Origin of the sequence: Tsukamurella conjunctivitidis, from assembly GCF_007858475.1 — a bacterium.
Lineage (GTDB): Bacteria > Actinomycetota > Actinomycetes > Mycobacteriales > Mycobacteriaceae > Tsukamurella > Tsukamurella conjunctivitidis.
Genome location: NZ_VIGX01000003.1, coordinates 305,237 through 328,364 on the forward strand (window position 1 = coordinate 305,237; position 23,128 = coordinate 328,364).

A 23,128-nucleotide genomic window follows, 5' to 3' on the forward strand; every position below is an offset into this window, starting at 1 on the left:
GGTAGGAGCCACTGCTCCTACCGGGGCGGTGTCGTCTCACGAGCAGTCACAGCATCCGCCGTCGCAGCAGCAGTCCCCGTCGCAACAGCAGTCTCCCGCATTCTCGCCGGCGTCGACGGAGCGCCGTCCGAGCTTCTTCTTCGCCCGTTTGCTCATCGGCGCACGCCGGGCGGCGAGCACGACTGTCATCGCAGTCAGCAGCAACGGCCGGACGAGTCGCTCATCGCGCAGTTCCACCCGGCCGAGCCGGTCGATCACGATGTCGCGCAGCGCCTGCAGTCGGGCGACGGCCGCGTCGACGGACGTCCCGGTCGCGTCGAGCGGGTTGTAGTCGCCCCGAGCCCGATCGGCCGCCAAGTCCTCCAACGCGTCCGCGAGGTGCGCGAACTCGCCGTACGCGCGGCCGAGCTCACCGAGCGCCTCCTGGTTCTCCGGGCACCCCGCGAGCTCCGCCGACGCCGCGAACATCGCACCCACCGCGGTCGCCGTGGGCGCGACCACCTCGTCCAGCCGCGTCGCGCGCGATTCGATCCGCGCCTGCTCCGCGAGACCCGCGAGCGCCTCGGGCACGCGCGCGGCCGCGGCCACCTCGGCGTCGGCCGCCGCGGTCCGCTGCAGGCGCCGCTCGGCCCACCGCCGTAGCCCGACGGTGCGCCGATCCGCGGCGCCTGGGCCGCACAGCCCCTCTTCGCGCTCTGCGGCCCGGTCGCCGACCTTCGCGGACGCCAGTGCGAGGGCCGCAGTACTGCCCAGCCGCACACCGAGTTCCGCGGGCGCGATCACCTCCGCGCCGCGCAGCCCCCGCAGGGCGCACGGCCCCGCTCTCCGTTTCGCGGCGGGCCGCGGCTGCTGCGCCTCCACGAGCACGGACAGTAGCGCCGCGTCGGTGTTGGTGAACAGGCGCGCCGGCTGCCCTGCCGTGTCCCGGAGCGAGAGGCACAGGCCGCAGACGTGCGCACGCCAGAGCGCTCGGACCTCGGGATCGAGGTGCGCGGCGCAGGAGCGCACGAGTCCGAGCACGAGACCTCCCGGATCAGTCGTCGAAGACGAAGCCGTCGGCCTGAGCGGCAGCGAGCACCTCGCGCAGGCGCGCGGGATCGTTCACCACGGAGGCCATCGCCGATCCCAGCAGCACCAGGACCTCCCGCTCGCCGCGGGCGCTGAACAGCCCGGCCTCGCTGTCCAGGTGCACACGCTCGACGAGCTGCGGCGCGATCCGCTCGGCGATCCCCTGCCAGAAGTATCCGTTCGGTTCGTGCCCGTGGGCACGGACGGCGTCGTCGGACGGCCTGCCGCCGGCCACGAGCACCAGCGAGTGCGCGCCCGGCGCGGTCTGGACCACCTGCAGCGGCGCGATCCTCCCGGCGCGGCCGCCCGTGCGCCTGTCCACCATCCTGCGCAGGCCGCGCCACACCGCGAGCACCGCCACGGAGCCGAACAGGATCGCGGGGTACTTCACCCACGGGTTGAGCGGTTCGAGCAGCCAGAACAGCAGCCCGAGGGCCACGACGACCGCCACCAGTTCGGCGATGTCGGCGGGCGTGAACTGGCGGTCCTCGTCGTCGGTCAACACGAGGGGAAGATTACTGCCCTTCGGGCCAGTAGTGGCTGTCGGGCAGCGCCCGCGAGCCGAAGATCGCCTGGCCGACCCGCACGCAGGTCGAGCCCTCCTCGACCGCGACCTCGTAGTCGCCGGACATGCCCATGGACAGCTCGCCCGCTTCCGGCCAGGACTGCACCGCGCGGTCACGGACGTCGCGGAGACGCCGGAAGCAGGCCCGCACGCGCTCCTCGTCGGAGGAGAACTCCGCGAGCGTCATGAAGCCCCGCACCCGCAGCGAGGTGTACGCGGGCAACGCATCGAGGAAGGCGGGCACCTCGGCCGGCGGCAGCCCGTACTTCTGCTCCTCATCCGAGGTGTTCACCTGCACGTAGACGTCGAGGCCCCGACCCAGCGCCTGCAGCCGACGGTCGAGCGCCTCCGCGACCCGGACGCTGTCGAGGGCCTGGAACTCGGCCGCCACGGCGGCGACGTCCTTGGCCTTGTTGGTCTGCAGGTGCCCGATCACGGCCCAGGAGACGTCCAGATCCGCCATCTCGGCGCTCTTGCGCTTGGCCTCCTGGACCTTGTTCTCCCCCAACTCGCGGCAGCCCGCCGCGACGGCGAGCCGGAGGCGCTCCTGGGGCACCGTCTTGCTGACCGGCAGCAGGCGCACGTCCGACGGTGACCGCCCCGCCCGGGCCGCCGCGGCGTCGATGCGGCGCATCACCTCGGCGATGTTGGCCTCGAACTCTGCGACGGTCTGGGCGGGTGGGTACGAGCTCATGGATCGAGCCTATCGGCCGGGGACCGCCCGCCGGAGCGGGCCCGCGGCCGGTACAGTGGCGGCATGATGCGACTGGTTATCGCCGCAGGTGCGGGCTACGTGCTGGGCACCAAGGCCGGACGCCGCCGATACGAGCAGATCAACCGCACCGCGAAGGCCATCGCCACCAGCCCGGCGACCAAGAGGGCCGTGGAGATCGGGCGCCGCAAGCTCGCCGAGCAGCTCAACCCCGATCCGAAGATGCGCACGATGCGGGAGATCGACGCGCAGACGGTGATCTACTCCCCCAAGACCGACCTGGACTGACCGGCGTCGCCCGACCGCTCAGAACGCCGAATCGCCCACGGCCATCTTGAGGAGACTCTGGCGGTAGCTCTCGAGCGCCACGAGGTCGCCGAACAGGCGGTTGTAGTCACCGTCGGAGTTGGGCGACATGCGCCGCAGCTTCGACTTCAGGTCGGCCACCTGCGCCCCGACCCACACCTCCTGCAGCCGAGCCATGACCGACTCGACGTAGCGCGGTGACGGATCGCCCGCCACCTGCATCGGCTCCACCGCGAGTTCGGTGACGAGCGGCTCCAGCACGGGGCCGTCGACATGGCGAACCACCGTGTCGACCCACTCCGGACCGCCGAGACCGGCGGCGATGCCGCCCGCGGACTCGATCGCCAGCCGCACCGCGCGGTAGGCGGGGTCGGTGAACATGTCGTCCGAGAGCGCATCGAAGACCATGCCCGCCAACGACGGCACCTGCAGCGCCGCCTTGAGCACCTCGCGCTGCACCCACAGCACCGGGTCCGCCGGGTTCGGCCGCTGGGGCCCGGTCGGCCTGTGCTCCGGGACCGGGGCGGGGGCCGCCGGCTCGCGGAACCTGGTGGTCGACGGTGCCGGCGCGCCCGGCCCGGGGCGTCCCTCGCCGCGGCGGATCCGGGCGGACTCCTCGCGCACGCGGCGCAGCACCTGCGTCACGTCGTCCCAGCCGACCCAGCCGGCGAGCTGCCGGGCGTACTCGTCCCGCAGTGCCATGTCCTTGATCCGCGCGACGACGGGTACCGAGCGGCGCAGTGCGTGCACGCGACCCTCGGCGGTGTCGAGGTCGAACTCGGTGATCAGCGTCTTCACCGCGAACTCGAACATCGGGACCCGCTGCGCGATCAGGTCGCGCACCGCCTCGTCGCCGTGCTTCTGCCGCAGCTCACACGGGTCCATCCCGTCGGGCGCCACGGCGACGAAGGTCTGCCCGGCGATCTTCTGGTCGCCGTCGAAGGCCTTCATCGCGGCGGCGCGTCCGGCCTCGTCGCCGTCGAACGTGTAAATGACCTCGCCGCGGAAGTAGCTGTCGTCCATCATGAGTCGCCGCACCAGCGAGACGTGCTCCTCGCCGAAGGCGGTACCGCAGGAGGCGACGGCGGTCTCGACGCCCGCGGCGTGCATCGCCATCACATCGGTGTAGCCCTCGACGACGACGACCTGATGTCCCTTGGCGATGTGCTTCTTCGCGTGGTCGAGCCCGAACAGGACCTGGGACTTCTTGTAGAGCATGGTCTCGCTGGTGTTCATGTACTTGCCGAGGTTGTCGTCGTCGAAGAGCTTGCGCGCCCCGAACCCGATCACGTCGCCGCCGAGATTCTTGATGGGCCACAGCAGCCGGCGGTGGAACCGGTCGATCGGCCCGCGCTGCCCGGGCTTGGTCAGGCCCGCGGCCTCGAGCTCCTTGACCTCGAAGCCCTGTCGCAGCAGGGCCTTGGTCATCGTGTCCCAGCCCGACGGTGCGTACCCGCAGCCGTAGAACGCCGCGTCCTCCTCCGTGAACTGCCGGTCCGTGAGGTACGTACGGGCCGCCTCGGCCTCGGGAGTGCGCAACTGCTCGGCGTAGAACTTCTGGGCGGCCGCGTTGGCGGCGACCAGCCGCATGCGGGTGCCGCGGTCCTGCTTCGGGCCGGGCCCGCCGCCCTCGTACGTGATCTGGATGCCCACCTTGTCGGCGAGCTGCTCCACGGCCTCCACGAAGGGCACGTGCTCGATCTTCTGGAGGAAGGAGATGACGTCGCCGCCCTCGCCGCAGCCGAAGCAGTGGAAGAAGCCCTGCGTGGGCCGCACGTGGAAGCTGGGGGTCTTCTCGTCGTGGAACGGGCACAGGCCCTTCATCGACCCCACGCCGGCGGGGCGCAGAGCCACGTACTCGCCGACGACGTCCTCGATGCGCGCACGGTCGCGGATCGCCGCGATGTCACGCTCCGGGATTCTGCCGACCACAGGTTCGAGTGTACTGCCGGTCAGCCCTCGAGGACCTTCTGGTCCAGCCGCTCGAGCCGCGTCTCCGTCATCGACGCGATCTGGTCGACCACCACGCGCAGGCGCACGGCGTCCGAATCCGCGGCGAGGTAGGCCGGCGAGTACAGCGGATCGATGTTCGACGGCGACGCTCCCATCAGGTAGTCCGCCACGCGCAGGATCCGGTCCCGCTGCCCCTGCTGGATCGCCAGGTGCATCTGGTTCGAGTAGATGTACTGCAGCGCCATCGTTTTCAGCAGGATCACTTCGGCACGCACCGACGGCGGCACCGCGACGTCGGCCTCGTACCGGCATACCGGTTCGTTGGCCGTGGCGGCGCGGGTCGCGTCGATGGCGGCGGACGCGAACCGCCCCACCAATTCGCTGGTCATGCGTTTGAGCGCCACGGACGACGCGAGGCCCCCGTCGTACTTCGCGGCCTCCGCGACCACCTCGAAGGAGGCGAGCCGCGCGCCGGCCTCCTCCAGCTCGGCGGCCTCGGCGCCGCGGAAGCTGCTCGCGCCGAAGCCCGAGAGGCTGCGCACCTCCTCGGGCGAGGAGAGCGCGCGCAGGTCGAGGCGGCCCGAGAGCACGCCGTCCTCCACGTCGTGCACCGAATAGGCGACGTCGTCGGACCAGTCCATGACCTGCGATTCGAGACACTGCCGGGTGCCGTGCGGCCCGTTCTCGCCGCCGCGCATCCACTCGAGAACGTGCGCGTCGTCGTCGTAGACGCCGAACTTGCCGCCCGGCTCGCGGCGCAGCCACGGGTACTTCGTCGCGGCGTCGAGCGCGGCCCGCGTGAGGTTGAGGCCCACCGACTCCCCCGCGGCGTTCAGCACCTTCGGTTCGAGCCGGGTGAGGATCCGCAGGTTCTGCGCATTGCCCTCGAAGCCGCCGATGTCCCGCGCCACCTCGTCGAGCGCCCGCTCGCCGTTGTGCCCGTACGGCGGATGCCCGATGTCGTGGGCGAGGCCCGCGAGATCGACCAGGTCCGGGTCGCAGCCGATGCCGAGGGCGATACCCCGGCCGATCTGGCTGACCTCCAGCGAGTGCGTGAGCCGGGTGCGGGGCGTGTCGCCCTCGCGCGGGCCCACGACCTGCGTCTTATCGGCGAGACGCCGCAGCGCGGCACTGTGCAGGACGCGCGCGCGATCCCGCGCGAAGGCGGAGCTGTGCCCCTCCCACCGCAGGGCCTCCCACTGCGGGCCCGAGAACAGCGTGGGCTCCGAATCCGCTTCGAGGCCGGCCGTCTTGGGCGGCTCGGCGACGAGGCGTTCGACGTCGGCCGGCTGATAGGCGGCCGGCCCGGGCAGCAGCGGCACCTACTCGGTGACCCAGCCGCGGGCGAAGGCGAAATCCGCGATGCGCTGGCGGATCTCGATGATCTGACCGGCGGTCAGGTCGTTCGAGGAATCCAGCAGCAGTTCGGTGAGCTCATCGACGAAGGACTGCATGTCGAGCGCGCCGGCAACCGGCCGCGGCGCGGTGTCGCGACGCGGCGCGTGATCGCGGCGATCCCCACGATCGCCCCGCCCGTCGCGCTGGTCCCGGTTGTCGCGGCGAGGTGCGGCGGCGGGCGCACCGCCGACGACCGCGACGTTCACCGCCTTGAGCCCCTTGTCGCCCTTCTCCACCTCGAACGTCACCGCCGTGCCGGGCCGCAGCGCCGACTCGTCGAAGTCGATGTCGTTCACATGGAGGAAGACGTCCTCGCCTCCCGCGTCCGGCGCTAGGAAGCCGAAGCCGCGCTGCGTGTCGAAGTGGACTACCTTGCCGTTCGTCATGCCCCGAGTATCCCATAACGCGACCGTGCGACCCGGTGGGTGCGGTGCACCGGACCGGCGGCGATGCACCGGTACGGTGATGCGCATGAAGAAAGCGGCAGTCGCCCTCGCGGGCTGCACCCTCGTGGCGCTCGCGGCGTGCACCTCACCCAACATCGACTCGAGCACCGTGGTCGAGATCGACGGCAAGGCCGAGTCCGCGGCCGAGTTCGTCAACGCCGGATGCTCACGCAACGGCGACGGAATCACGGTCGGCTCGGGCAGCGTGCAGACTGCCCGTGGCATCGGCGCCATGCTCACCGAGGGCAACCCGCCCACCGTGAACAGCCTGTTCATCGCCACCGGCGGGAACGTGATGACGGTGCTGAACACGCCGGTGGGCAAGGTCGGCTCCGCGAAGGCCTCCAAGGCCGGCAACCGGTACACGATCACCGGCGAGGCGCGCGCCGCCGACCTGAGCACCAAGAAGTTCCGCATCGAGATCACCTGCGGCTAGCGGCGCCCGGCACGCGCGAGGCCGCCCACCGTGCGGTGGACGGCCTCGTCGCTCGACGGCCCGGACGGGTGTGGATCAGCAGCCGGCGAGGCGCGCGGCCAGGTACTGCTGAATCTCCGCGAGCGGCACACGCTCCTGCGCCATCGTGTCGCGCTCGCGCACGGTCACGGAATCGTCGTCGAGGGTGTCGAAATCGACCGTGACGCAGAACGGGGTACCGATCTCGTCCTGGCGGCGGTAGCGCTTGCCGATGCCCTGGGCGTCGTCGAAGTCGACGTTCCAGAACTGGCGCAGCTGCGCGGCCAGCTCGCGGGCCTTGGGCGAGAGCTTCTCGTCGCGCGAGAGCGGCAGCACGGCCACCTTCACGGGCGCGAGCCGGCGGTCCAGCTTCAGCACCACGCGGGTATCGGTGCCGCCGTTGGCCTTCGGCACCTCCTCCTCGGTGTAGGCGTCCACGAGGAAGGCCATCAGCGAGCGGGTCAGGCCGGCCGCGGGCTCGATGACGTACGGGGTGTAGCGCTCGCCCGACTGCTGGTCGAAGAACTCCAGCGACTCTCCCGAGTGCTTCGTGTGGGTCCCCAGATCGAAGTCGGTGCGGTTGGCGATGCCCTCGAGCTCGCCCCACTCGCTGCCGGCGAACTCGAAGCGGTACTCGATGTCGACGGTGCCCTTGGAGTAGTGGCTGAGCTTCTCCTGCGGATGCGTGAACAGGCGCAGATTCTCCGGATCGATGCCCAGATCCGTGTACCACTTGAGGCGGTAGTCGATCCAGTACTGGTGCCAGGTGTCGTCCTCACCGGGCTTGACGAAGAACTCCATCTCCATCTGCTCGAACTCGCGAGTACGGAAGATGAAGTTGCCCGGCGTGATCTCGTTGCGGAAGCTCTTGCCGATCTGGCCGATGCCGAACGGCGGCTTCTTGCGAGCCGTCGTCATGACGTTCTTGAAGTTCACGAAGATGCCCTGCGCGGTCTCGGGACGCAGGTAGTGCATGCCCTCCTCGGACTCGATCGGGCCGAGGTAGGTCTTGAGCATCATGTTGAAGTCGCGCGGCTCGGTCCACTGCCCCTTGGTGCCGCAGTCGGGGCAGACGATCTCCGTCATGGGCACGTCGTCCGGGTCGACGGTCTCGCCCTTGGCCGCGCGCTTCTCGGCGAAGGCCTCCTGCAGGTGGTCCTGGCGGTGCCGCTTGTGGCAGTTCAGGCATTCGACCAGCGGGTCGTTGAAGACGGAGACATGGCCCGACGCCACCCACACCTCGCGGGGCAGGATGATCGCGCTGTCCAGACCCACCACGTCGTCGCGCGTGGTGATCATGTTCCGCCACCACTGCTTCTTGATGTTCTCCTTGAGCTCGACGCCCAGCGGCCCGTAGTCCCAGGCCGACTTCGTGCCGCCGTAGATCTCACCCGACTGGAAGACCAGCCCCCTGCGCTTGCACAGGTTGGCGACGGTATCGACTTTGGTTGCTTTGGCCACGGCGCGCTTCATCTCCGACGGGTTGTGAGACCAGAAAAACGTACGCACCGACTCTACCGTTCGCGCCTCGCGCCCCGGCGCGATGGGACGCCTCCCGCACGCTCGCTTGACGTGGCCGATCCCGCATATGAAAATGATTGTTGATAAGAGGAGGCTCCCATTCCCACCGACGTCGTCGCCGACTGCCCCGTCGACCCCGAGGACCCGCCGCGCGCCCAGCCCGACCCCGCGGTGCTGACCGCCACGGGCGACCTGCTGCGCGCCCTGGCGGCCCCGGTCCGCATCTCCATCGTCCTCGAGCTCATGCACTCCGAGCTGTGCGTCCATCAGCTGGTCGACGCGCTGGGCGTGACCCAGCCACTGGTCAGCCAGCACCTGCGCGTGCTCAAGTCCGCCGGCGTCGTGCGCGGCGAGCGCAACGGCCGCGAGATCGTCTACCGGCTCGTCGACGACCACCTCGCGCACATCGTGGTCGACGCGGTCGCGCACGCCACCGAACGGCCGGGAGCCTGATGGTGACCACCCACGCTGCGAAGGGCACCGGCGTCCGCGCGACTAAACAGCGCGGCGCCATCACGCAGGCGCTGCAATCGGTCTCGGAGTTCAAGTCGGCCCAGGAACTGCACGAACAGCTGCGCGCGGACGGCGAGTCGATCGGCCTGACCACGGTGTACCGGAACCTGCAGGCGATGGCGGACGCGGGCGCCGTGGACACCCTGCGGACCGACAGCGGCGAGGCCCTGTTCCGCCTGTGCTCCGACGAGCACCATCACCATCTGGTCTGCCGCGAGTGCGGGCGCACGGTCGAGGTGACGGACCGGGCCGTCGAAGCGTGGTCGGCGCGGACCGCCGCCGCGCACGGCTTCACCGACGTGACGCACACGCTGGAGATCTTCGGCCGCTGCGCCGACTGCCCACGCCCCTGAGGGACGGCGCTCAGGCGCGGACGGCCTGGGCGAGGAAGGGTGAGAGCACCTCGGAGACCTCGCGCGCCGCCTCCTCCGGGCCCTCGATCGGCATCGTGAGGTGGCTGAACGCGAGCCGCACGAGCACGGCGGCGGCGACCTGCGCATCCGCCCGGCGGACCTGCGCCCAGCTCATCGCGAGGATCTCCGCCAGCCCCTCGGAAGCCCGCTGCATGATCGGCGTGCCGTCGATCGTCACGATCCCCATGAGGTCGCGGTGGGGGTTCGGGCCCACGATGTTGATGACCACCGGGTCGCCCATACCGATCCGGAAGACGCCGCGCATGGCGTCCTCGACCGCCGCGTCGATCTGGCCGGGATTGGCGTCGATCCGCTCCTGCACGTAGGCGAGCAGGCCGTCGACGAACCGGGTGACGTAGGCGACGGCCATGCCCTTGCGGGATCCGAACTCGTTGTAGAGGGTCTGCCTGCTGACGCCCGCCTGGCGGGCTACGGCGGCCATCGTGACCGCCGACCACTCCCGCCCGCTGAGGACGTCGCTCACCGCGTCGAGCGCCTGATCCCGCACCGTTTGCTTGGGCGCGGCATCAGCGGCATCGCGCCCGACGAGGACGGTCATCGCGCGACCGCCGCCGCGATCTGCTCGGACAATTCGCCACGGACCGCCCGGAGTTCCTTGGGCCGCCCCATCGCCACGGCGCCCGCGAGCGCGCCGTCGCGGTGGCACCGCGCGAAGAAGGGATCACTGCTCGCCGTGTCCATGGGGCCGTCCACCTCCAGCTCGTCGTCCGCCGCGGGCCAGCCCGCGAACTGCAGTACCGCCCCGAACTGGTTCGACCAACCCCACGGGACCGTGGGGGCGGGCGCACCGCCGAGGAGCACCTGCGCGACCGCCGTGCCCTGGTCCTGTGCCGCTGACCAGTTCTCGGCGCGGTAGGTGCCTCCCTCCAGCGGGTTGGGCACCCGCGCGCAGTCGCCGACGGCGTAGACGCCCTCGGCGGACGTGCGGTACTGCTCGTTGACCAGGATACCGTCGTTCACCCGCAGGGCCAGACGCTCGGCGAGGCCGGTGTCGGGGGTGGAGCCCACCGCGACCACCAGGAGATCGGCGACGAGCACACCGCCGCCGGGCAGCGCGACGGAGACCTGATCGGGCTCGACGGTGATCGCGCCCGCCCGGACGCCGAGGAGCAGGTCGACGCCGGCGGCGCGCTGCAGGCCTGCAAGACGCTCACCGATCGAGGGAGGCACGACACGGGCGAGCGGCAGCGCGGCCGGCTCGACGACGGTGACGGCCGCGCCCAGCTTCGCGGCCGCCGAGGCGACCTCCGAACCGATGAGGCCCGCACCCAGGACGATGACGCTGCACGCGCGGCTCAGTTCGTCGCGCAGAGCGGTCGCGTCGGCGAAGTCCCGCAGGTACTTCACGCGCGGCGCCGGCGGCAGGCCCGGCAACTCCCGGGCGACACCGCCGGTCGCCAGGACCAGCGAGCCGTAGGCGAGTGCGGCACCGTCGGACAGTTCCAGGGTGCGGGCGCCGGTGTCACCGCCCGTGACCGTGACCCCGGTGCGGACGGCGACCGCGATGTCCTCCCAGTGCGCCGCCGGCTTGAGGAGCGCCTTCTCGACGGGCATGCCCGAGAGGAGGACGTCCTTCGACAGCGTGGGCCGCCGGTACGGGAGGTACTGGTCGCGACCGATGAGGGTCACGTTCCCGTCGAATCCGCCGGTCCGCAGCGCCAGGGCCGCGGTGGCGCCCGCGACGCCCGTGCCGACGATCACCACACTGTCGGTGCTCATGCCCGCGACACCTCGACCATCTCGAAGTCGGCCTTGGCGGCGCCGCAGTCGGGGCAGGACCAGTCGTCGGGGATGTCGTCCCAGCGGGTGCCGGGCTCGATGCCGTCCTCGGGCCAGCCCTCTGCCTCGTCGTACTCGAAGCCGCACTGGAGGCAGCGGAACAGCTTGAAGGGGGCGTCACTCATGATCGTTTCCTTTCTCGGGGCGAGGATTCGGACTCAGACCGGCTCGAAGTCGATCTTGTCCCGGACCCCGCAGTCGGGGCAGTTCCAGTCGTCGGGGATGTCGGTCCAGGCGGTGCCGGCGGGCCACCCCTCGCGGGGCGCGCCGGTGGCCTCGTCGTACACGTAGTCGCAGATGGGGCACTTGAAGGAACTCATGCGGCGGCCTGCTCTCCGGGGGTGGCGGCGCCGTACTTGGCGAGGACCCGGTCCCGGACGCGGGGATGGATGTTGACCTTGGTGATGTCACCGTCGTAGTGATCGAGGACGCGGTGGTCCATGATCTTGCGCCACAGGGGCGGGAAGTAGGTCACGCCGATCAACGTGGCGTAGCCCTGGGGCAGCGACGGTGCCTCCTCGAACGACCGGAGGGTCTGGTAGCGCCGGGTGGGGTTCGCGTGGTGATCGCTGTGACGCTGCAGGTGGTAGAGGAAGACGTTGGTGACGATGCGGTCCGAGTTCCAGGAGTGCTTCGGCGCGCAGCGCTCGTAGCGGCCCGAGGCGAGCTTCTGACGCAGCAGACCGTAGTGCTCGAGATAGTTCACGGACTCCAGCAGGCTGAACCCGTAGACGCCCTGCAGGATCAGGAAGGGCAGGACGTACCAGCCGAAGACCGCGGTCAGCACGCCGTACAGGACGATCGTCATGAGCCAGGCGTTGAGTACGTCGTTCTTCAGCGTCCACGGGCTCTTGCCGAGGCGGTGCAGGCGGGTCTTCTCCAGTTCCCAGGACGACTTCAGGCTGCCCCAGACGCTGCGCGGCAGGAACTCCCAGAAGGTCTCGCCGAAGCGGCCGCTGGCGGGGTCCTCCGGCGTGGCCACCCGCACGTGGTGACCGCGGTTGTGCTCGATGAAGAAGTGGCCGTACATGGCCGGCGCGAGGGTGAGCTTGGCGATCCATCGCTCGTTCTCGGGCTTCTTGTGGCCGAGCTCGTGGCCGGTGTTGATGCCGATGCCGGTCACCACGCCGAGGCTGAGGGTGACGCCGATCTGGCTGATGAGGCTGAGCCCGCCGCCGCCGGCGTACACGCCACCGAGCCAGCTGAGGTCATCGGCGGTGAGGAAATAGCACATCGCCACCAGCGACGCGAGGTGACACGGGAGGAAGATGTACGTGAGCCACTTGTAGTACCGGGAGTTCTCGAGGGCCTCCATCACCTCCTCCGGCGGGTTCTCGCCGTCGTCGCCGGCCTTGATGTCGACGATCGGGAGGATCACGTACAGCAGCAGCGGGCCGATCCACCAGAGCACCGGGGCGAGGTACATCAGCGGTGTGCTGCCGATGCCGAGCAGCATCATGAGCCCCACGGCGAAGAACAGGGCGGTGGGCACGAACAGCCCCCACAGCCACATTCGCTTCTTGTGGTCGGTCCAGACGGCTTCCTTGCCGTCCGCGTCGATGTAAGCCAGGCCCTTCACGGTGCCCTCCTTAATCCGTTCGCCCCCGATGAGGGCTGTGACTGAGGTCATACGCTCTAGAGTCAGTATTTGACACCTTCGCCATGTTTGTCAAGCGATTCGTGGACACATCTGCCAGATCTGTAAACCTGCAGGTAGACAGGTCGGCACCGTTCGTACAGTCTGAGGCATTTTAGTTGTGCGCAACTGAATTGCGTGTCATGATCATCAGGTGGAAGCAAGCCAGACCCTCGACGACCAGCTGTGCTTCGCGCTGTACTCGGCGGCGCGGGTCGCGTCGAACGCCTACCGCACCGAACTGTCGGCGCTGGGCCTCACGTACACCCAGTACGTGACCCTCCTCGCGCTGTGGGAGCACGACGGCGTCACCGTCTCCGCGCTCGGCGACCGGTTGCGACTCGACAGCGGCACACTCTCTCCACTGATCCGGCGCCTCGAGGGCGCCGGCCTGCTCGAACGCCGACGTGACCAGGCCGACGAACGCCTGGTCACGGTCCACGTCACCGACGCCGGGCGTGCGCTGCGTCCGCGGGTCGACGCGGCCCGGCGCCGGGTCTACGAGAGCTTCGACCTCCCCGTCGAGGACGCGATCGCGCTCCGCGACCTGGCGAACCGCTTCTGCGCGGCCCACACCTGACCCTCCACCGTTCCGAAGGAGCATCCATGAGCACCGTGTACACCGCAGAGGCGATCGCCACCGGCGCAGGCCGCGACGGCCGCACCCGCACCGACGACGGCCGCGTCGATCTGCAGCTGGCCGTCCCGAAGGAGATGGGCGGCTCGGGCGACGGCGCCAATCCCGAGCAGCTCTTCGCCGCCGGCTACGCGGCGTGCTTCCATTCCGCGCTGCAGATGGTAGCCCGCTCGCAGAAGGCGGACCTCGGCGACTCGAGCGTGGGCGCCCGAGTCGGCATCGGCCCCAACGGTTCCGGCGGATTCGGCCTCACCGTCGCGCTCGAGGTGATCATCCCGGCGCTCGAGCACGACGCCGCCCAGGCGCTGGCCGATGCGGCGCATCAGGTCTGCCCGTACTCGAACGCCGTGCGCGGCAACGTCGACGTCACCGTGACCGTCGCCGACGACTGAACTCCCCCCACCATCCCCCGACTTAGGAGACATCCATGCGTGCACTGATCCAGGACGAGTTCGGCGACCCCGCGAGCGTCCTGTCCGTCCGTGACGTCCCACTGCCCGAGCCCCGTCCCGGGCAGGTGCGGATCCGCACCCTGCTGGCGCCGATCCACAACCACGATCTCTGGACCGTGAAGGGCGACTACGGCTACAAGCCCGCCCTTCCGGCCGCTTCCGGCTCCGAGGCCGTCGGCGTCATCGACGCGCTCGGCGAGGGCGTCGAGGGCTTCACCGTCGGCCAGCGCGTCGCCACCGGGTCGGCCTTCGGCACCTGGGCCGAGTACTTCGTCGCCGGCGCCGCCGGCCTCCTGCCGGTCCCCGGCGAGATCTCCGATGAGGCCGCCGCACAGCTCTTCTCGATGCCCTTCAGCGCGATCAGCCTGCTCGACTACCTGAACGTCCAGCCCGGGCAGTGGATCGTGCAGAACACCGCCAACGGCATGGTCGGGCGCATGCTGGCGCAGCTCGCCACCGCCCGGGGCATCAATGTCACGGGCCTGGTCCGACGGTCCGCCGCCATCGACGAGCTGGCCACCTTCGGCGTGCAGAACGTGATCGCCACCGACACCGAGGGCTGGCGCGGGCGCGCCAAGGAGCTCGCGGGTGAGGCCGGCTACGCGGCCGCCGTCGACTCGATCGGCGGCCCCGCGAGCACCCAGCTCGCGCTCCTCCTCGGCCAGCGCGGCACCCTCGTCTCGTTCGGCGCGATGAGCGCCACCAACCCGGGCGAGGGAGCGATGCTGGAGATTCCCGTCAACGTCGCGATCTTCAAGGAGATCGTGGCCAAGGGTTTCTGGGGCCGCACCGTGAGCCAGGAGATGGATCCCGGCAAGCGGGCCGAGCTGATGGGCGAGGTCGTGCGCGGCGTCGCCTCCGGGACCCTCGCGCTGCCCGTCGACGGGGTGTACCCGATCGACGAGATCTCCTCCGCCGCAGCGGCGAGCGGGCGCCCCGGCCGCGTGGGCAAGGTGCTGCTGCGTCCCTGAGCGTGCACCTGCGGGATCGACGCGCGCTGTCAGCCCACGAGGCGGCGGCGCGCGTCGAGGCCCTGGGCCAGGACGAACAATACGAACTCCCGCAGCGCCTCGCCCGCGAGCGTGCCCGCAGGGAAGGAGTAGTGCAGCACGAGGTCGGCGGAGACCTCCCGCTCCATGAGTCGCAGGGAGCCGAATTGCACGCTCTCCGTCACGGCCCGCACGTCGGTGCGGAGCTCATCGGTGAGCGCCAGATCCCAGGCCACCACCTGGGTCAGCGAGTAGACGTCCACGTCGCGCGCGAGTTCGAAGACCTGGACCGAGGCGGGCGTGTCCCCGAAATCGACGAGCACTGCCTGGTTCTCGTCGCGGCGCAGCGCGACCCCGTCCGCGAGGGCGGATTCGAGGCGCGAGCGCAGCGCGTCCAGGCGCGGGTCCTGCGCCGTCACTCGGCGCCCCCGAACCGCCGGTCGCGCTTGGCGTACTCGAGGCACGCGTCCCAGAGGTTCCGCCGGTCGAAGTCGGGGAACAGCGTGTCCTGGTAGACGTACTCGGCGTACGCGCTCTCCCAGAGCAGAAAGTTCGAAGAGCGCTTCTCCCCCGACGGCCGCAGAAAGAGATCCACGTCCGGCATGTCGGGCTGATACAGGTACTGCTGGAAGGACTGCTCGGTGATGCGGTCCGGGTTGATCTCCCCCGCCGCGGCCCGGCGCGCGAGCTCGCGTGCGGCGTCGACGATCTCGGCCCGGCCGCCGTAGTTGACGCACATCGTGAGTGTCATGACCGTGTTGTTCTTGGTGAGCTCCTCCGCGACCTCGAGCTCCTTGATCACGCTGGCCCACAGACGGGGACGACGGCCGGCCCACTTCACCCGGACGCCCATCTCGTGCATCTCGTCACGGCGACGGCGGATCACGTCGCGGTTGAAGCCCATGAGGAAGCGCACCTCCTCCGGGCTGCGCGACCAGTTCTCCGTCGAGAAGGCGTACGCGGACAGCTGTTTCACGCCGATCTCGATGCACCCGCAGACGGTGTCCATGAGCACGGCCTCGCCGCGCTTGTGCCCCTCGGTGCGGGCCATACCCCGTTCCTTGGCCCAGCGACCGTTGCCGTCCATGACCAGGGCGACGTGATTCGGTACGAGTTCCGCGGGGATCTCCGGCGGCATCGCGCCCGAGGGGTGCGGATCCGGCGGCCGCACCGCGACCGGCGCCGGTGGCGTCTTCGACCTACCCCGCCGCAGTCCCGGCACCGTCGACCTCCCTCTCACCGGCCGCGAGGGCCGGGCTGTGCGGCGCGTGCCGCTCGATCATGGGCAGCGATCGCAGCTGCCGCCCCACGTGCCACTGTAGGTGCGCCGCGGCGAGCCCGTTCGCCTGCCTGCGCACCCGCTCGCCGGTGGACTCGGCGAAGTCGAAATCGGCCCGCGCGAGAGCCGCCATCAGATCCAGCACGCCCTGCCCCGGCACCGCTGATCCCGACGGACGGCAGTGCACGCAGACAGCGCCGCCCGCGGCCACGTGGAAGGCGCGGTGCGGCCCCTCGTCGCCACAGCGGGCGCACAGCGTGAGCGCGGGCGCCCAGCCCGCCGATTCCATGGCGCGCAGGAGGAAGGAGATCAGCACCAGGTCCCGGTCGCGTACGCCGGCCGCGATGGCCCGCAGTGCGCCGACGGTGAGCCGGTGCAGCTCCATCGCCGGGGCCCGCTCTTCGCCCGCCAGTCGTTCCGCGGTCTCGATCACGGCGCAGGCCGTGGTGTAGCGCCCGTAATCGCCCGCCAGATCGCCCGAGTAGGCGGCGATCGAGTGCACCTGCGTCACCATGTCCAGGTTGCGGCCGGGGTGCAGCTGCAGGTCGACGTGGGCGAACAGCTCCAGCCGCGCGCCGAACCGCGACCGCGGCCGGCGCACGCCCTTCGCGACCGCGCGGACCAGGCCGTTCTCCCGGGTCAGCAGCGTGAGGATGTAATCGGCCTCCCCCAGCTTGTGCTGCCGCAGCACCACAGCGCTGTCCCGGTACGACCTCATACCCTCCATCATCCCACCCCACACCGACGGATACGGCCCCGCCGCGCCGCCACCGTCTGGCACACTGATCTCCGAACGTCACGAGGAGATCAGCTATGACGGATTCATCAGGAAAGGTCGCCACGCCGGAGCAGGCGTGAGCACCCCGTTCGAGACGCCCCGCGGCGCGGTACTGCCCCTGCGGGTGAGCATCGCCAGTTGGATGCTGGGCGATGGATCGCCTCCCCCACCCATCGTCGGCGAGATCGGCGAATACGTGATCGGCTTCCGAGAGGCGGACGCCCACGACCCGAGCGACGCGGCCGTCTCCGAGCTCACCGCCCTCGCGATTCCCGACGGTGCGCCGTCCGTCACCGGCCGCGGCGACGAGCGGCGGATGCGATGGCCGACGCGGCTGCGCGGGGTCGGTTGGGAGGTGTTCTGGGGCGCGTCGCGCCCCGCCTCGGGGCCGGTGCACGTGCGCGGCACCGTCTACGCCGACTACGTCTACGGCGGGCGACCGGTCCGCGTCCGCGGTCGGATCCTCCGCGTGCAGATCGAATCGGTCCTGATGCATCTCGACGAGGAGCGCGGCCGGTACGTCGCCGTGCCCGGGACCTACCGGTATCGCGACGTCGACGAATGCCCGCAGTGGTTCGGCGGACCGTCGGAGGCGACGGCCGAGGACGGCGGCATGCGGCAGGAGTGGGCGGCGATCGTCGATCTCGATCTCGCGGATGTCCCGCCCGCGACACCACGGCCGCGGGTGTGCCCCGACGCTGTTGCGGTCGACGGCGATCGGGTGTGGGTGATCGATCGCGAGCTTCCGCTTGTAGTGGAGTACGACCTCTCCGGCGAGGACGAACCGACGGAGCACCTCTTGCCCGGCGCGGTGACGCCGAAGGAGGAGTACGAGATCCCGACAGTGTGGGCCGCCGCGGGTGCGTGCTGGGCGTTCAGGTCGGACGGGGTGTTCCGCATCGCCGACGGGGCCGTCACTCGCGTATCGACCTTGCCGGTCGACTCCGTCGTCAGCGGCAGCAACACCGCGCTGATCGCGCTCAGCGAGGAGCGGAACACCGTGCGGCTGCACGTGATCGAAGCCGAGGACGTCACGTTGCGCGAGCCCGTGTACGTAGGTGACGCGCCGCGCTGGGGCGCCGCCACTGACGCGGCGTTCCTCTTGCTGACCTGCAACGGGGAGATCGAACCGGAGGATCGAACCTTCCGGCTTGTGCGGATCGACGAACGAGGTGGGATCACCGTCGGGCCCGTACTCCACGAGGTCGGCCCCAATCCGGACGGGTTCGGCGGTGCGCCGCCGCGTGTCTTCACCGGAGGCATGTTCGGCAACCCGACGGCTCTCGAGGTGCGCCCCGACCTCACGGTCGGGCGCAGCCCCCGCACCCTGCAGCGCGGCTGGAGCATGCGGACGATCGGCGACGACCTGTTCGTCGTCTGTCACCCGGCCGACGGCACCGGCGACGACGGCTGGTGGCCCCTCGAAGGACCGTGCGAGTACCGGAGTGAGGAGCAGTTCTGGCTGCTGGTCCGCCTGGACGGGGACACGCTCGAACCGGTGGCGGTCGCACCGATCCACATCACGCAGGTGTCCGTCGCTCGGCACGGCGACGAACTCCTGGTCGCGACCGGCTCCGGCCTGTTCCGGTGGCGCGGCACGGGTTACTCGGAGCTCGAGGAGATCCCGCTCGCCGCACTCCTCGACCAGCACTCCTGAAACCTGTCAGCGGTGCGAGAATACTGAGGAACGCGGGCGGAGTACGGGAGGCCGGCATGAGTGACGCGACGCGGGATCCGGTGTCCATCGACGAACGCCGGGGCATGATCCGCGTGGTCGTGAGCGGACTTCGCGCGTTCAAGGATCCAGTGCCCCGGCAGATGATCGACTCCGTCGATGGCAGAACGGACGACCCCGGGCCGCTCCCGGACACCGGGACGTATCGGAACGCGCGCCCCAACTGGTGGCAGCGGATGCTCGGCCGCTGAGCCGGGCCCCTAGAAGCCGAGCCGTCCCAGCTGTTTCGGGTCGCGCTGCCAGTCCTTCGCCACCTTCACGTGCAGCGAGAGGAACACCTTGCGGCCCAGGAGCTTCTCGATCTCGCCGCGTGCCGCGGTCCCCACGGACTTCAGGCGCGAGCCGCCCTTGCCGATGATGATCGCCTTCTGCGAGGGCCGCTCCACGTAGAGCAGGGCGTGCACCTCCAGCATCGCGGGTTTGCCCGACTTCTCCTGCGTCTCCGTCTTCTCCCGCTCCAGCACCTCCTCGATCACGACGGCCAGCGAGTGCGGCAACTCGTCGCGCACGCCCTCGAGCGCGGCCTCACGGATGAGCTCGGCCATCATCGTGTCGTCGTCGGTGTCGGTGATCTCGTCGTCCGGGTAGAACGCCGGGCCCGGCTCCATCTTCGAGGCGAGCAGCTGCACCAGGTCCTCGACCTGCTGGCCGGAGGTGGCGGACACGGGGATCACATCGCACTCCCCGCCGAGGAACGCGGACACTGCCATCAACTGCTCCGCGACCTTGTCGCGACCCACCTTGTCGATCTTGGTGACCACGCCGATCAGAGTCGTTCTCGGCGCCATGTGCCGCACCTGATCGAGGATGTACCGGTCGCCGGGGCCGATCTTCTCGTCCGCGGGGATGGTCAGGCAGATCGCGTCGACCTCGGAGTAGGTGTCGCGCACCAGGTCGTTCAGCCGCTGCCCGAGCAGCGTCCGCGGCCGGTGCAGGCCCGGGGTGTCCACGAGGACGAGCTGGCAGTCGGGCCGGTTGACGATGCCGCGGATCGTCGAGCGGGTGGTCTGCGGGCGCGAGCTGGTGATCGCCACCTTCGCGCCGACCAGAGCATTGGTCAGCGTGGACTTTCCCGTGTTGGGCCGTCCCACGAAGCACACGAAGCCGGACCGGAAGTTCTCGCCGTTGTCGCCGTGCGTCTGGGTCTCTTCGGTCACGTCAGGGCCTCTCCACGCGCGTCGAACAACAGGATCGGTGCCGTCGGCGACACCTCGTGCAGGGCCGCCACGCCTGGATCGGCGCCATCGGCGGTACCCACGAGAACGGCGGCCTCGAAGCCCTCCGCCCCGGAGCTCAGGGCCGCGGCGACGGCCACCTGCAGCCCCGTCATCGCCAGGGACGACAGGGCGACGGGGGCGCCCGCGTAGGTGCGGCCGTCGAGGTCCCGGACCGCGGCGCCGTGCGCTGCGCCGGCCCGGCCCATCGCGCCGCGCGCGAGGGTCACCAGCTTGCGGTCCTCGTCGGAGGTCTCGGTCACACGGACTCCTTCTGATCGTTCTCGGTTGCGGGCCCGTCGTCCGACGGTGCGCCGTCCTCGGCCTCGGCCCTGCGCACGAGGACCGTCGAGATCCGCATCCGGCCGCGGCGATCGGTCGCGCCCTCGGCCTCCAGCAGCAGGCCGTGCGCCCGGGCCGCGGAGCCCGGCAGGGGCACCCTGCCCAGCGCCAGCCCGAGGAGGCCGCCGACCGTGTCGACCTCGTCCTCCTCGATCTCCTCGTCGAAGAGCTCGCCCAGCGTTTCCAGGTCGAGCCGGGCGGACACCCGGAACACCCCGTCGCCGAGTTCCTCCACGGGCGCGATCTCACCGGCGTCGTACTCGTCGGTGATCTCGCCGACGATCTCCTCCAACACGTCCTCGATGGTCACCAGACCGGCGATCGAACCGTACTCGTTGACCAGGACGGCCATGTGGTTGTTGGTGTGCTGCATCTCGCGCAGCAGCGCATCGACGGGCTTCGAATCGGGCACGAAGACCGCCGGCCGGGCCATCCGGCCCACCTCGATCGCGTGGCGGTCGGCACCGTCGGGCAGGGCGACGAGGTCCTTGAGATAGACGACCCCGCGCACGTCGTCGACGTTCTCCCCGATGACGGGGATGCGGGAGTGGCCGGAGCGGACGGCGAGCCGGGTCGCCTGCGAGACCGACTTGTCGGCCTCGATCCACACGATCTCCGGGCGCGGCACCATGACCTCGCGCGCCGCGGTGTCGCCGAGCTCGAAGACGGACTGGATCATCTTGCCCTCGTCCTCGTCCACCACGCCGCGCTGCTGCGCGAGGTCGACGAGCTCGCGCAGCTCGACCTCGGTGGCGAACGGGCCGTTGCGGTAGCCGCGGCCGGGGGTGATCGCGTTACCGAGCAGGATGAGCAGGCGCGTGATCGGCCCCATCAGGATCGCGATCGCCTGCAGCAGGACCGCGGTCGAGCACCCGAGCGTGTAGGCGTGCTGGCGGCCGAGGGTGCGGGGGCCCACGCCGATCAGGACGTAACTGACCACCGTCATCACAACGGCGGTGACCACCGCGGTCCACACGGTGGACAGGTAGCGGTCGAGCACGAGGAAGACGAGGACCGTGGAGAGGACCTCGCACGCGGTGCGCAGCAGCACCACGAGGTTGACGTAGAGGGGTCGGTTGACGAGGACGCGCTGCAGGCGCTTCGCGCCGGGCCGGCCCTCCTCCACGAGGTCCTCGACGCGCGCCGGTGACACCGTGAGCAGAGCGGAGTCGACGGCCGCGAACAGCCCGCCCAGCAGGACCAGTGCGACGACGCCGACGATCAGCAGGATCGACGAGGACACGGCTCAGTCCCGCCGCCCCAGGAAGCCGGTGCGGCCCAGCAGCTTGTCGTCGCGAGCGGACTGACGGGCGCGGCGCTCCTTGTCCCGCTGCTGCGCGTAGTACTCGGCGAGGATGCTGTCCTGGAGCGCGAACATCTCACGCTCCTCGTCGGGCTCGGCGTGGTCGAACCCCAGGAGGTGCAGCACGCCGTGCACGGTGAGCACGTTGAGCTCGTGCGCGGTGGAGTGCCCCGCGGCGGTGGCCTGCTCCGCGGCGAACTGCGGGCACAGCACGATGTCGCCGAGCGTCGCCGGCCCGGCGTCGGTCATGTCCGGGCGCCCGCCCGGGGTGAGCTCGTCCATCGGGAAGCTCATGACGTCGGTGGGGCCGGGCAGGTCCATCCACTTCACGTGCAGGTCGGCCATGGTGTCGAGGTCGACGGCGAGCATGTTCAGCTCGGCGCCCGGGTGCACGTCCATCGCGGCGATGGCGAAGCCGGCAACGGCCACCACCTCCGCCTCATCGACGTCGAAACCCGACTCGTTGGCGAATTCGATGCTCATCGGCGTCCCGGGATGCGTCGGGCGCCCAGCTGCGGGCGCTTGGTGGCTTCGAGCTGTTCCTCGAACTGGGAGTACGCGTCCACGATCTCGGCGACCAGCCGGTGCCGCACCACGTCCGAGCTGGTGAGCTCGGAGATGTGGATGTCGTCGATGCCGCGCAGAATGCCGACCGCGGCGCGCAGGCCGCTGGTCGCACCCCCGGGGAGGTCGACCTGCGAGGTGTCACCCGTCACCACGATCTTCGAGCCGAAGCCGAGGCGCGTGAGGAACATCTTCATCTGCTCGGCGGTGGTGTTCTGCGCCTCGTCGAGGATGACGAAGGCGTCGTTGAGGGTGCGGCCGCGCATGAAGGCGAGCGGCGCGACCTCGATGACCCCGGCCTCCATCAGCTTCGGGATCGCCTCGGGGTCCATCATGTCGTGCAGGGCGTCGTACAGCGGGCGCAGGTACGGGTCGATCTTCTCGTTGAGAGTGCCGGGCAGGAAGCCCAGCCGCTCCCCCGCCTCGACCGCGGGCCTGGTCAGGATGATGCGGCTGACCTGCTTGGACTGCAGAGCCTGCACGGCCTTGGCCATCGCGAGGTAGGTCTTGCCGGTGCCCGCGGGGCCGATGCCGAAGACGATGGTGTGCTCGTCGATGGCGTCGACGTACTTCTTCTGGTTCACCGTCTTGGGGCGCACCGTCTTCCCGCGGCGGGAGATGATGTCGAGGGTGAGCACCTCGGCGGGCGACTCGCCAGAACCGTCGGTCATCATGCCGATGGAACGGCGCACCTCCTCGGGGCTCACGGCCACGCCGCTGCGGACAGCGGCGAGCAGCTCGGCGAGCACGCGCTCCGCCAGCGCGACGTCGGCGGGGCGACCGGACAGCGTGATCACGTTGCCGCGCGCATGGATGTCCGCGGCGAGCGCGCCCTCGAGCGCACGAAGGTTCGCGTCCGCGGGGCCGAGGAGACCGAAGGTCAGCTCGACGGGGATCTCGACGGTGGACCGCGCCGGCGTCACTGCCTGAGCGGGGCTGTCGGAACTGGTGGGGTCTGGCACGCGGTGCGTCAATCCTTGTCTCGGCGGTCACCGCGCCTGACGGTGCGGATACGCCCAGTTTAGTACCGCTGACCCCGGGAAGGCCCGT

General features: G+C 70.3%; 29 protein-coding genes. 9 read left to right on the forward strand and 20 right to left on the reverse strand.

The window, feature by feature from the left end; all coding sequences use genetic code 11:
• Positions 1–36 precede the first annotated feature (36 nt).
• From FK530_RS08505 to FK530_RS08515, 3 genes are read right to left on the reverse strand one after another with little or no spacing between them, the layout of a single operon-like run.
• Positions 37–1,020, reverse strand: coding sequence for a DUF5685 family protein (locus FK530_RS08505; RefSeq protein ID WP_146486579.1), 984 nt, complete (start codon positions 1,018–1,020; stop codon positions 37–39).
• A gap of 13 nt (positions 1,021–1,033) precedes the next feature.
• Entirely contained in the window at positions 1,034–1,573 is a 540-nt protein-coding gene (locus FK530_RS08510; RefSeq protein ID WP_146486580.1) for an Imm51 family immunity protein, read from the reverse strand.
• Between the two features lie 10 nt (positions 1,574–1,583).
• Positions 1,584–2,327, reverse strand: a complete 744-nt coding sequence (locus tag FK530_RS08515; protein ID WP_146486581.1) for a YggS family pyridoxal phosphate-dependent enzyme — start codon at positions 2,325–2,327, stop codon at positions 1,584–1,586.
• A gap of 63 nt (positions 2,328–2,390) precedes the next feature.
• Between FK530_RS08515 and FK530_RS08520 the strand changes: the two genes are divergently transcribed.
• A complete protein-coding gene (locus FK530_RS08520) occupies positions 2,391–2,633 on the forward strand; it encodes a hypothetical protein (RefSeq protein ID WP_146486582.1) in 243 nt (80 codons plus the stop codon).
• Between the two features lie 18 nt (positions 2,634–2,651).
• Here the strand turns inward: FK530_RS08520 and dnaG are convergent, their stop codons facing one another.
• The 3 genes from dnaG to FK530_RS08535 are packed head-to-tail and all read right to left on the reverse strand — an operon-like array spanning position 2,652 to position 6,388.
• Positions 2,652–4,583 carry a DNA primase gene (gene dnaG, locus FK530_RS08525; RefSeq protein WP_146486583.1) on the reverse strand — a complete coding sequence of 644 codons (1,932 nt, stop codon included), beginning with the start codon at positions 4,581–4,583 and terminating at the stop codon, positions 2,652–2,654.
• 20 nt (positions 4,584–4,603) lie between these two features.
• Entirely contained in the window at positions 4,604–5,926 is a 1,323-nt protein-coding gene (locus FK530_RS08530) for a deoxyguanosinetriphosphate triphosphohydrolase (RefSeq protein WP_146486584.1), read from the reverse strand.
• Positions 5,927–6,388, reverse strand: coding sequence for a cold-shock protein (locus FK530_RS08535; protein ID WP_146486585.1), 462 nt, complete (start codon positions 6,386–6,388; stop codon positions 5,927–5,929). It abuts the gene before it with no gap.
• 85 nt (positions 6,389–6,473) lie between these two features.
• Here FK530_RS08535 and FK530_RS08540 point away from each other — a divergent pair, with 85 nt between their 5' ends.
• The gene (locus FK530_RS08540; protein ID WP_158645057.1) at positions 6,474–6,884 is read left to right on the forward strand and encodes a lipoprotein LpqH; all 411 of its coding nucleotides are present in this window, start codon (positions 6,474–6,476) and stop codon (positions 6,882–6,884) included.
• Positions 6,885–6,959: 75 nt separating this feature from the next.
• Here the strand turns inward: FK530_RS08540 and FK530_RS08545 are convergent, their stop codons facing one another.
• Positions 6,960–8,363, reverse strand: a complete 1,404-nt coding sequence (locus FK530_RS08545; RefSeq protein WP_166443265.1) for a glycine--tRNA ligase — start codon at positions 8,361–8,363, stop codon at positions 6,960–6,962.
• Positions 8,364–8,594: 231 nt separating this feature from the next.
• Between FK530_RS08545 and FK530_RS08550 the strand changes: the two genes are divergently transcribed.
• Positions 8,595–8,876, forward strand: a complete 282-nt coding sequence (locus tag FK530_RS08550; RefSeq protein WP_231706550.1) for an ArsR/SmtB family transcription factor — start codon at positions 8,595–8,597, stop codon at positions 8,874–8,876.
• Between the two features lie 2 nt (positions 8,877–8,878).
• Positions 8,879–9,289 (forward strand): Fur family transcriptional regulator, encoded by a 411-nt coding sequence (locus tag FK530_RS08555; RefSeq protein ID WP_231706551.1) that lies wholly within the window; start codon positions 8,879–8,881, stop codon positions 9,287–9,289.
• Between the two features lie 10 nt (positions 9,290–9,299).
• Here the strand turns inward: FK530_RS08555 and FK530_RS08560 are convergent, their stop codons facing one another.
• From FK530_RS08560 to FK530_RS08580, 5 genes are read right to left on the reverse strand one after another with little or no spacing between them, the layout of a single operon-like run.
• A complete protein-coding gene (locus tag FK530_RS08560; RefSeq protein ID WP_146486590.1) occupies positions 9,300–9,908 on the reverse strand; it encodes a TetR/AcrR family transcriptional regulator in 609 nt (202 codons plus the stop codon).
• Positions 9,905–11,089: an NAD(P)/FAD-dependent oxidoreductase gene (locus tag FK530_RS08565; RefSeq protein ID WP_146486591.1), complete on the reverse strand. Its 1,185-nt coding sequence runs from the start codon at positions 11,087–11,089 to the stop codon at positions 9,905–9,907. The genes FK530_RS08560 and FK530_RS08565 overlap by 4 nt, the downstream gene beginning before the upstream one ends.
• A complete protein-coding gene (locus tag FK530_RS08570) occupies positions 11,086–11,274 on the reverse strand; it encodes a rubredoxin (RefSeq protein ID WP_068521261.1) in 189 nt (62 codons plus the stop codon). Before FK530_RS08570 ends, FK530_RS08565 begins: the two co-directional genes overlap by 4 nt.
• 33 nt (positions 11,275–11,307) lie before the next feature.
• Positions 11,308–11,469 (reverse strand): rubredoxin, encoded by a 162-nt coding sequence (locus FK530_RS08575; protein WP_146486592.1) that lies wholly within the window; start codon positions 11,467–11,469, stop codon positions 11,308–11,310.
• On the reverse strand, positions 11,466–12,662 hold the full coding sequence (locus FK530_RS08580) for an alkane 1-monooxygenase (RefSeq protein WP_231706559.1): 1,197 nt from the start codon (positions 12,660–12,662) through the stop codon (positions 11,466–11,468). Before FK530_RS08580 ends, FK530_RS08575 begins: the two co-directional genes overlap by 4 nt.
• Positions 12,663–12,939: 277 nt before the next feature.
• Between FK530_RS08580 and FK530_RS08585 the strand changes: the two genes are divergently transcribed.
• Genes FK530_RS08585 through FK530_RS08595 form a run of 3 tightly spaced genes read left to right on the forward strand, consistent with a single transcriptional unit; the run spans position 12,940 to position 14,845 of the window.
• Positions 12,940–13,365 carry a MarR family winged helix-turn-helix transcriptional regulator gene (locus FK530_RS08585; protein ID WP_146486594.1) on the forward strand — a complete coding sequence of 142 codons (426 nt, stop codon included), beginning with the start codon at positions 12,940–12,942 and terminating at the stop codon, positions 13,363–13,365.
• A 26-nt stretch (positions 13,366–13,391) separates the two neighbouring features.
• The gene (locus FK530_RS08590) at positions 13,392–13,814 is read left to right on the forward strand and encodes an organic hydroperoxide resistance protein (RefSeq protein ID WP_146486595.1); all 423 of its coding nucleotides are present in this window, start codon (positions 13,392–13,394) and stop codon (positions 13,812–13,814) included.
• 35 nt (positions 13,815–13,849) lie between these two features.
• Entirely contained in the window at positions 13,850–14,845 is a 996-nt protein-coding gene (locus tag FK530_RS08595) for a zinc-binding dehydrogenase (RefSeq protein ID WP_146486596.1), read from the forward strand.
• 29 nt (positions 14,846–14,874) lie between these two features.
• Here the strand turns inward: FK530_RS08595 and FK530_RS08600 are convergent, their stop codons facing one another.
• The 3 genes from FK530_RS08600 to recO all read right to left on the reverse strand — a co-directional run bounded on the left by FK530_RS08600 (position 14,875) and on the right by recO (position 16,860).
• Positions 14,875–15,282: a hypothetical protein gene (locus tag FK530_RS08600; protein ID WP_146486597.1), complete on the reverse strand. Its 408-nt coding sequence runs from the start codon at positions 15,280–15,282 to the stop codon at positions 14,875–14,877.
• Positions 15,279–16,001, reverse strand: a complete 723-nt coding sequence (locus FK530_RS08605) for an isoprenyl transferase (protein WP_146486695.1) — start codon at positions 15,999–16,001, stop codon at positions 15,279–15,281. The genes FK530_RS08600 and FK530_RS08605 overlap by 4 nt, the downstream gene beginning before the upstream one ends.
• Before the next feature lie 61 nt (positions 16,002–16,062).
• Complete coding sequence (gene recO, locus FK530_RS08610) at positions 16,063–16,860, reverse strand: DNA repair protein RecO (RefSeq protein ID WP_146486598.1); 798 nt, start codon at positions 16,858–16,860, stop codon at positions 16,063–16,065.
• A gap of 136 nt (positions 16,861–16,996) precedes the next feature.
• Here recO and FK530_RS08615 point away from each other — a divergent pair, with 136 nt between their 5' ends.
• A complete protein-coding gene (locus FK530_RS08615; RefSeq protein WP_146486599.1) occupies positions 16,997–18,577 on the forward strand; it encodes a hypothetical protein in 1,581 nt (526 codons plus the stop codon).
• Between the two features lie 56 nt (positions 18,578–18,633).
• Complete coding sequence (locus tag FK530_RS08620; protein ID WP_146486600.1) at positions 18,634–18,846, forward strand: hypothetical protein; 213 nt, start codon at positions 18,634–18,636, stop codon at positions 18,844–18,846.
• Positions 18,847–18,855: 9 nt separating this feature from the next.
• Here the strand turns inward: FK530_RS08620 and era are convergent, their stop codons facing one another.
• Genes era through FK530_RS08645 form a run of 5 tightly spaced genes read right to left on the reverse strand, consistent with a single transcriptional unit; the run spans position 18,856 to position 23,052 of the window.
• Positions 18,856–19,812 (reverse strand): GTPase Era, encoded by a 957-nt coding sequence (gene era / locus FK530_RS08625; RefSeq protein ID WP_146486601.1) that lies wholly within the window; start codon positions 19,810–19,812, stop codon positions 18,856–18,858.
• Positions 19,809–20,132: a cytidine deaminase-like protein gene (locus FK530_RS08630; protein WP_146486602.1), complete on the reverse strand. Its 324-nt coding sequence runs from the start codon at positions 20,130–20,132 to the stop codon at positions 19,809–19,811. The genes era and FK530_RS08630 overlap by 4 nt, the downstream gene beginning before the upstream one ends.
• Complete coding sequence (locus tag FK530_RS08635) at positions 20,129–21,454, reverse strand: hemolysin family protein (RefSeq protein ID WP_146486603.1); 1,326 nt, start codon at positions 21,452–21,454, stop codon at positions 20,129–20,131. Before FK530_RS08635 ends, FK530_RS08630 begins: the two co-directional genes overlap by 4 nt.
• A 3-nt stretch (positions 21,455–21,457) precedes the next feature.
• Positions 21,458–21,997 (reverse strand): rRNA maturation RNase YbeY, encoded by a 540-nt coding sequence (gene ybeY, locus FK530_RS08640; RefSeq protein ID WP_146486604.1) that lies wholly within the window; start codon positions 21,995–21,997, stop codon positions 21,458–21,460.
• Complete coding sequence (locus tag FK530_RS08645) at positions 21,994–23,052, reverse strand: PhoH family protein (RefSeq protein WP_223120178.1); 1,059 nt, start codon at positions 23,050–23,052, stop codon at positions 21,994–21,996. The genes ybeY and FK530_RS08645 overlap by 4 nt, the downstream gene beginning before the upstream one ends.
• Positions 23,053–23,128 lie beyond the last annotated feature (76 nt).

Coding starts and splice junctions, on each gene's coding strand:
- FK530_RS08535 (WP_146486585.1), bottom strand. CDS start 6,388: ATGACGAACGGCAAGGTAGTCCACTTCGACACGCAGCGCGGCTTCGGC.
- FK530_RS08520 (WP_146486582.1), top strand. CDS start 2,391: ATGATGCGACTGGTTATCGCCGCAGGTGCGGGCTACGTGCTGGGCACC.
- FK530_RS08590 (WP_146486595.1), top strand. CDS start 13,392: ATGAGCACCGTGTACACCGCAGAGGCGATCGCCACCGGCGCAGGCCGC.
- FK530_RS08620 (WP_146486600.1), top strand. CDS start 18,634: ATGAGTGACGCGACGCGGGATCCGGTGTCCATCGACGAACGCCGGGGC.
- FK530_RS08515 (WP_146486581.1), bottom strand. CDS start 2,327: ATGAGCTCGTACCCACCCGCCCAGACCGTCGCAGAGTTCGAGGCCAAC.
- recO (WP_146486598.1), bottom strand. CDS start 16,860: ATGAGGTCGTACCGGGACAGCGCTGTGGTGCTGCGGCAGCACAAGCTG.
- FK530_RS08540 (WP_158645057.1), top strand. CDS start 6,474: ATGAAGAAAGCGGCAGTCGCCCTCGCGGGCTGCACCCTCGTGGCGCTC.
- FK530_RS08560 (WP_146486590.1), bottom strand. CDS start 9,908: ATGACCGTCCTCGTCGGGCGCGATGCCGCTGATGCCGCGCCCAAGCAA.
- ybeY (WP_146486604.1), bottom strand. CDS start 21,997: ATGAGCATCGAATTCGCCAACGAGTCGGGTTTCGACGTCGATGAGGCG.
- FK530_RS08570 (WP_068521261.1), bottom strand. CDS start 11,274: ATGAGTGACGCCCCCTTCAAGCTGTTCCGCTGCCTCCAGTGCGGCTTC.
- FK530_RS08605 (WP_146486695.1), bottom strand. CDS start 16,001: ATGCCGCCGGAGATCCCCGCGGAACTCGTACCGAATCACGTCGCCCTG.
- FK530_RS08575 (WP_146486592.1), bottom strand. CDS start 11,469: ATGAGTTCCTTCAAGTGCCCCATCTGCGACTACGTGTACGACGAGGCC.
- FK530_RS08595 (WP_146486596.1), top strand. CDS start 13,850: ATGCGTGCACTGATCCAGGACGAGTTCGGCGACCCCGCGAGCGTCCTG.
- FK530_RS08565 (WP_146486591.1), bottom strand. CDS start 11,089: ATGAGCACCGACAGTGTGGTGATCGTCGGCACGGGCGTCGCGGGCGCC.
- FK530_RS08580 (WP_231706559.1), bottom strand. CDS start 12,662: ATGTGGCTGTGGGGGCTGTTCGTGCCCACCGCCCTGTTCTTCGCCGTG.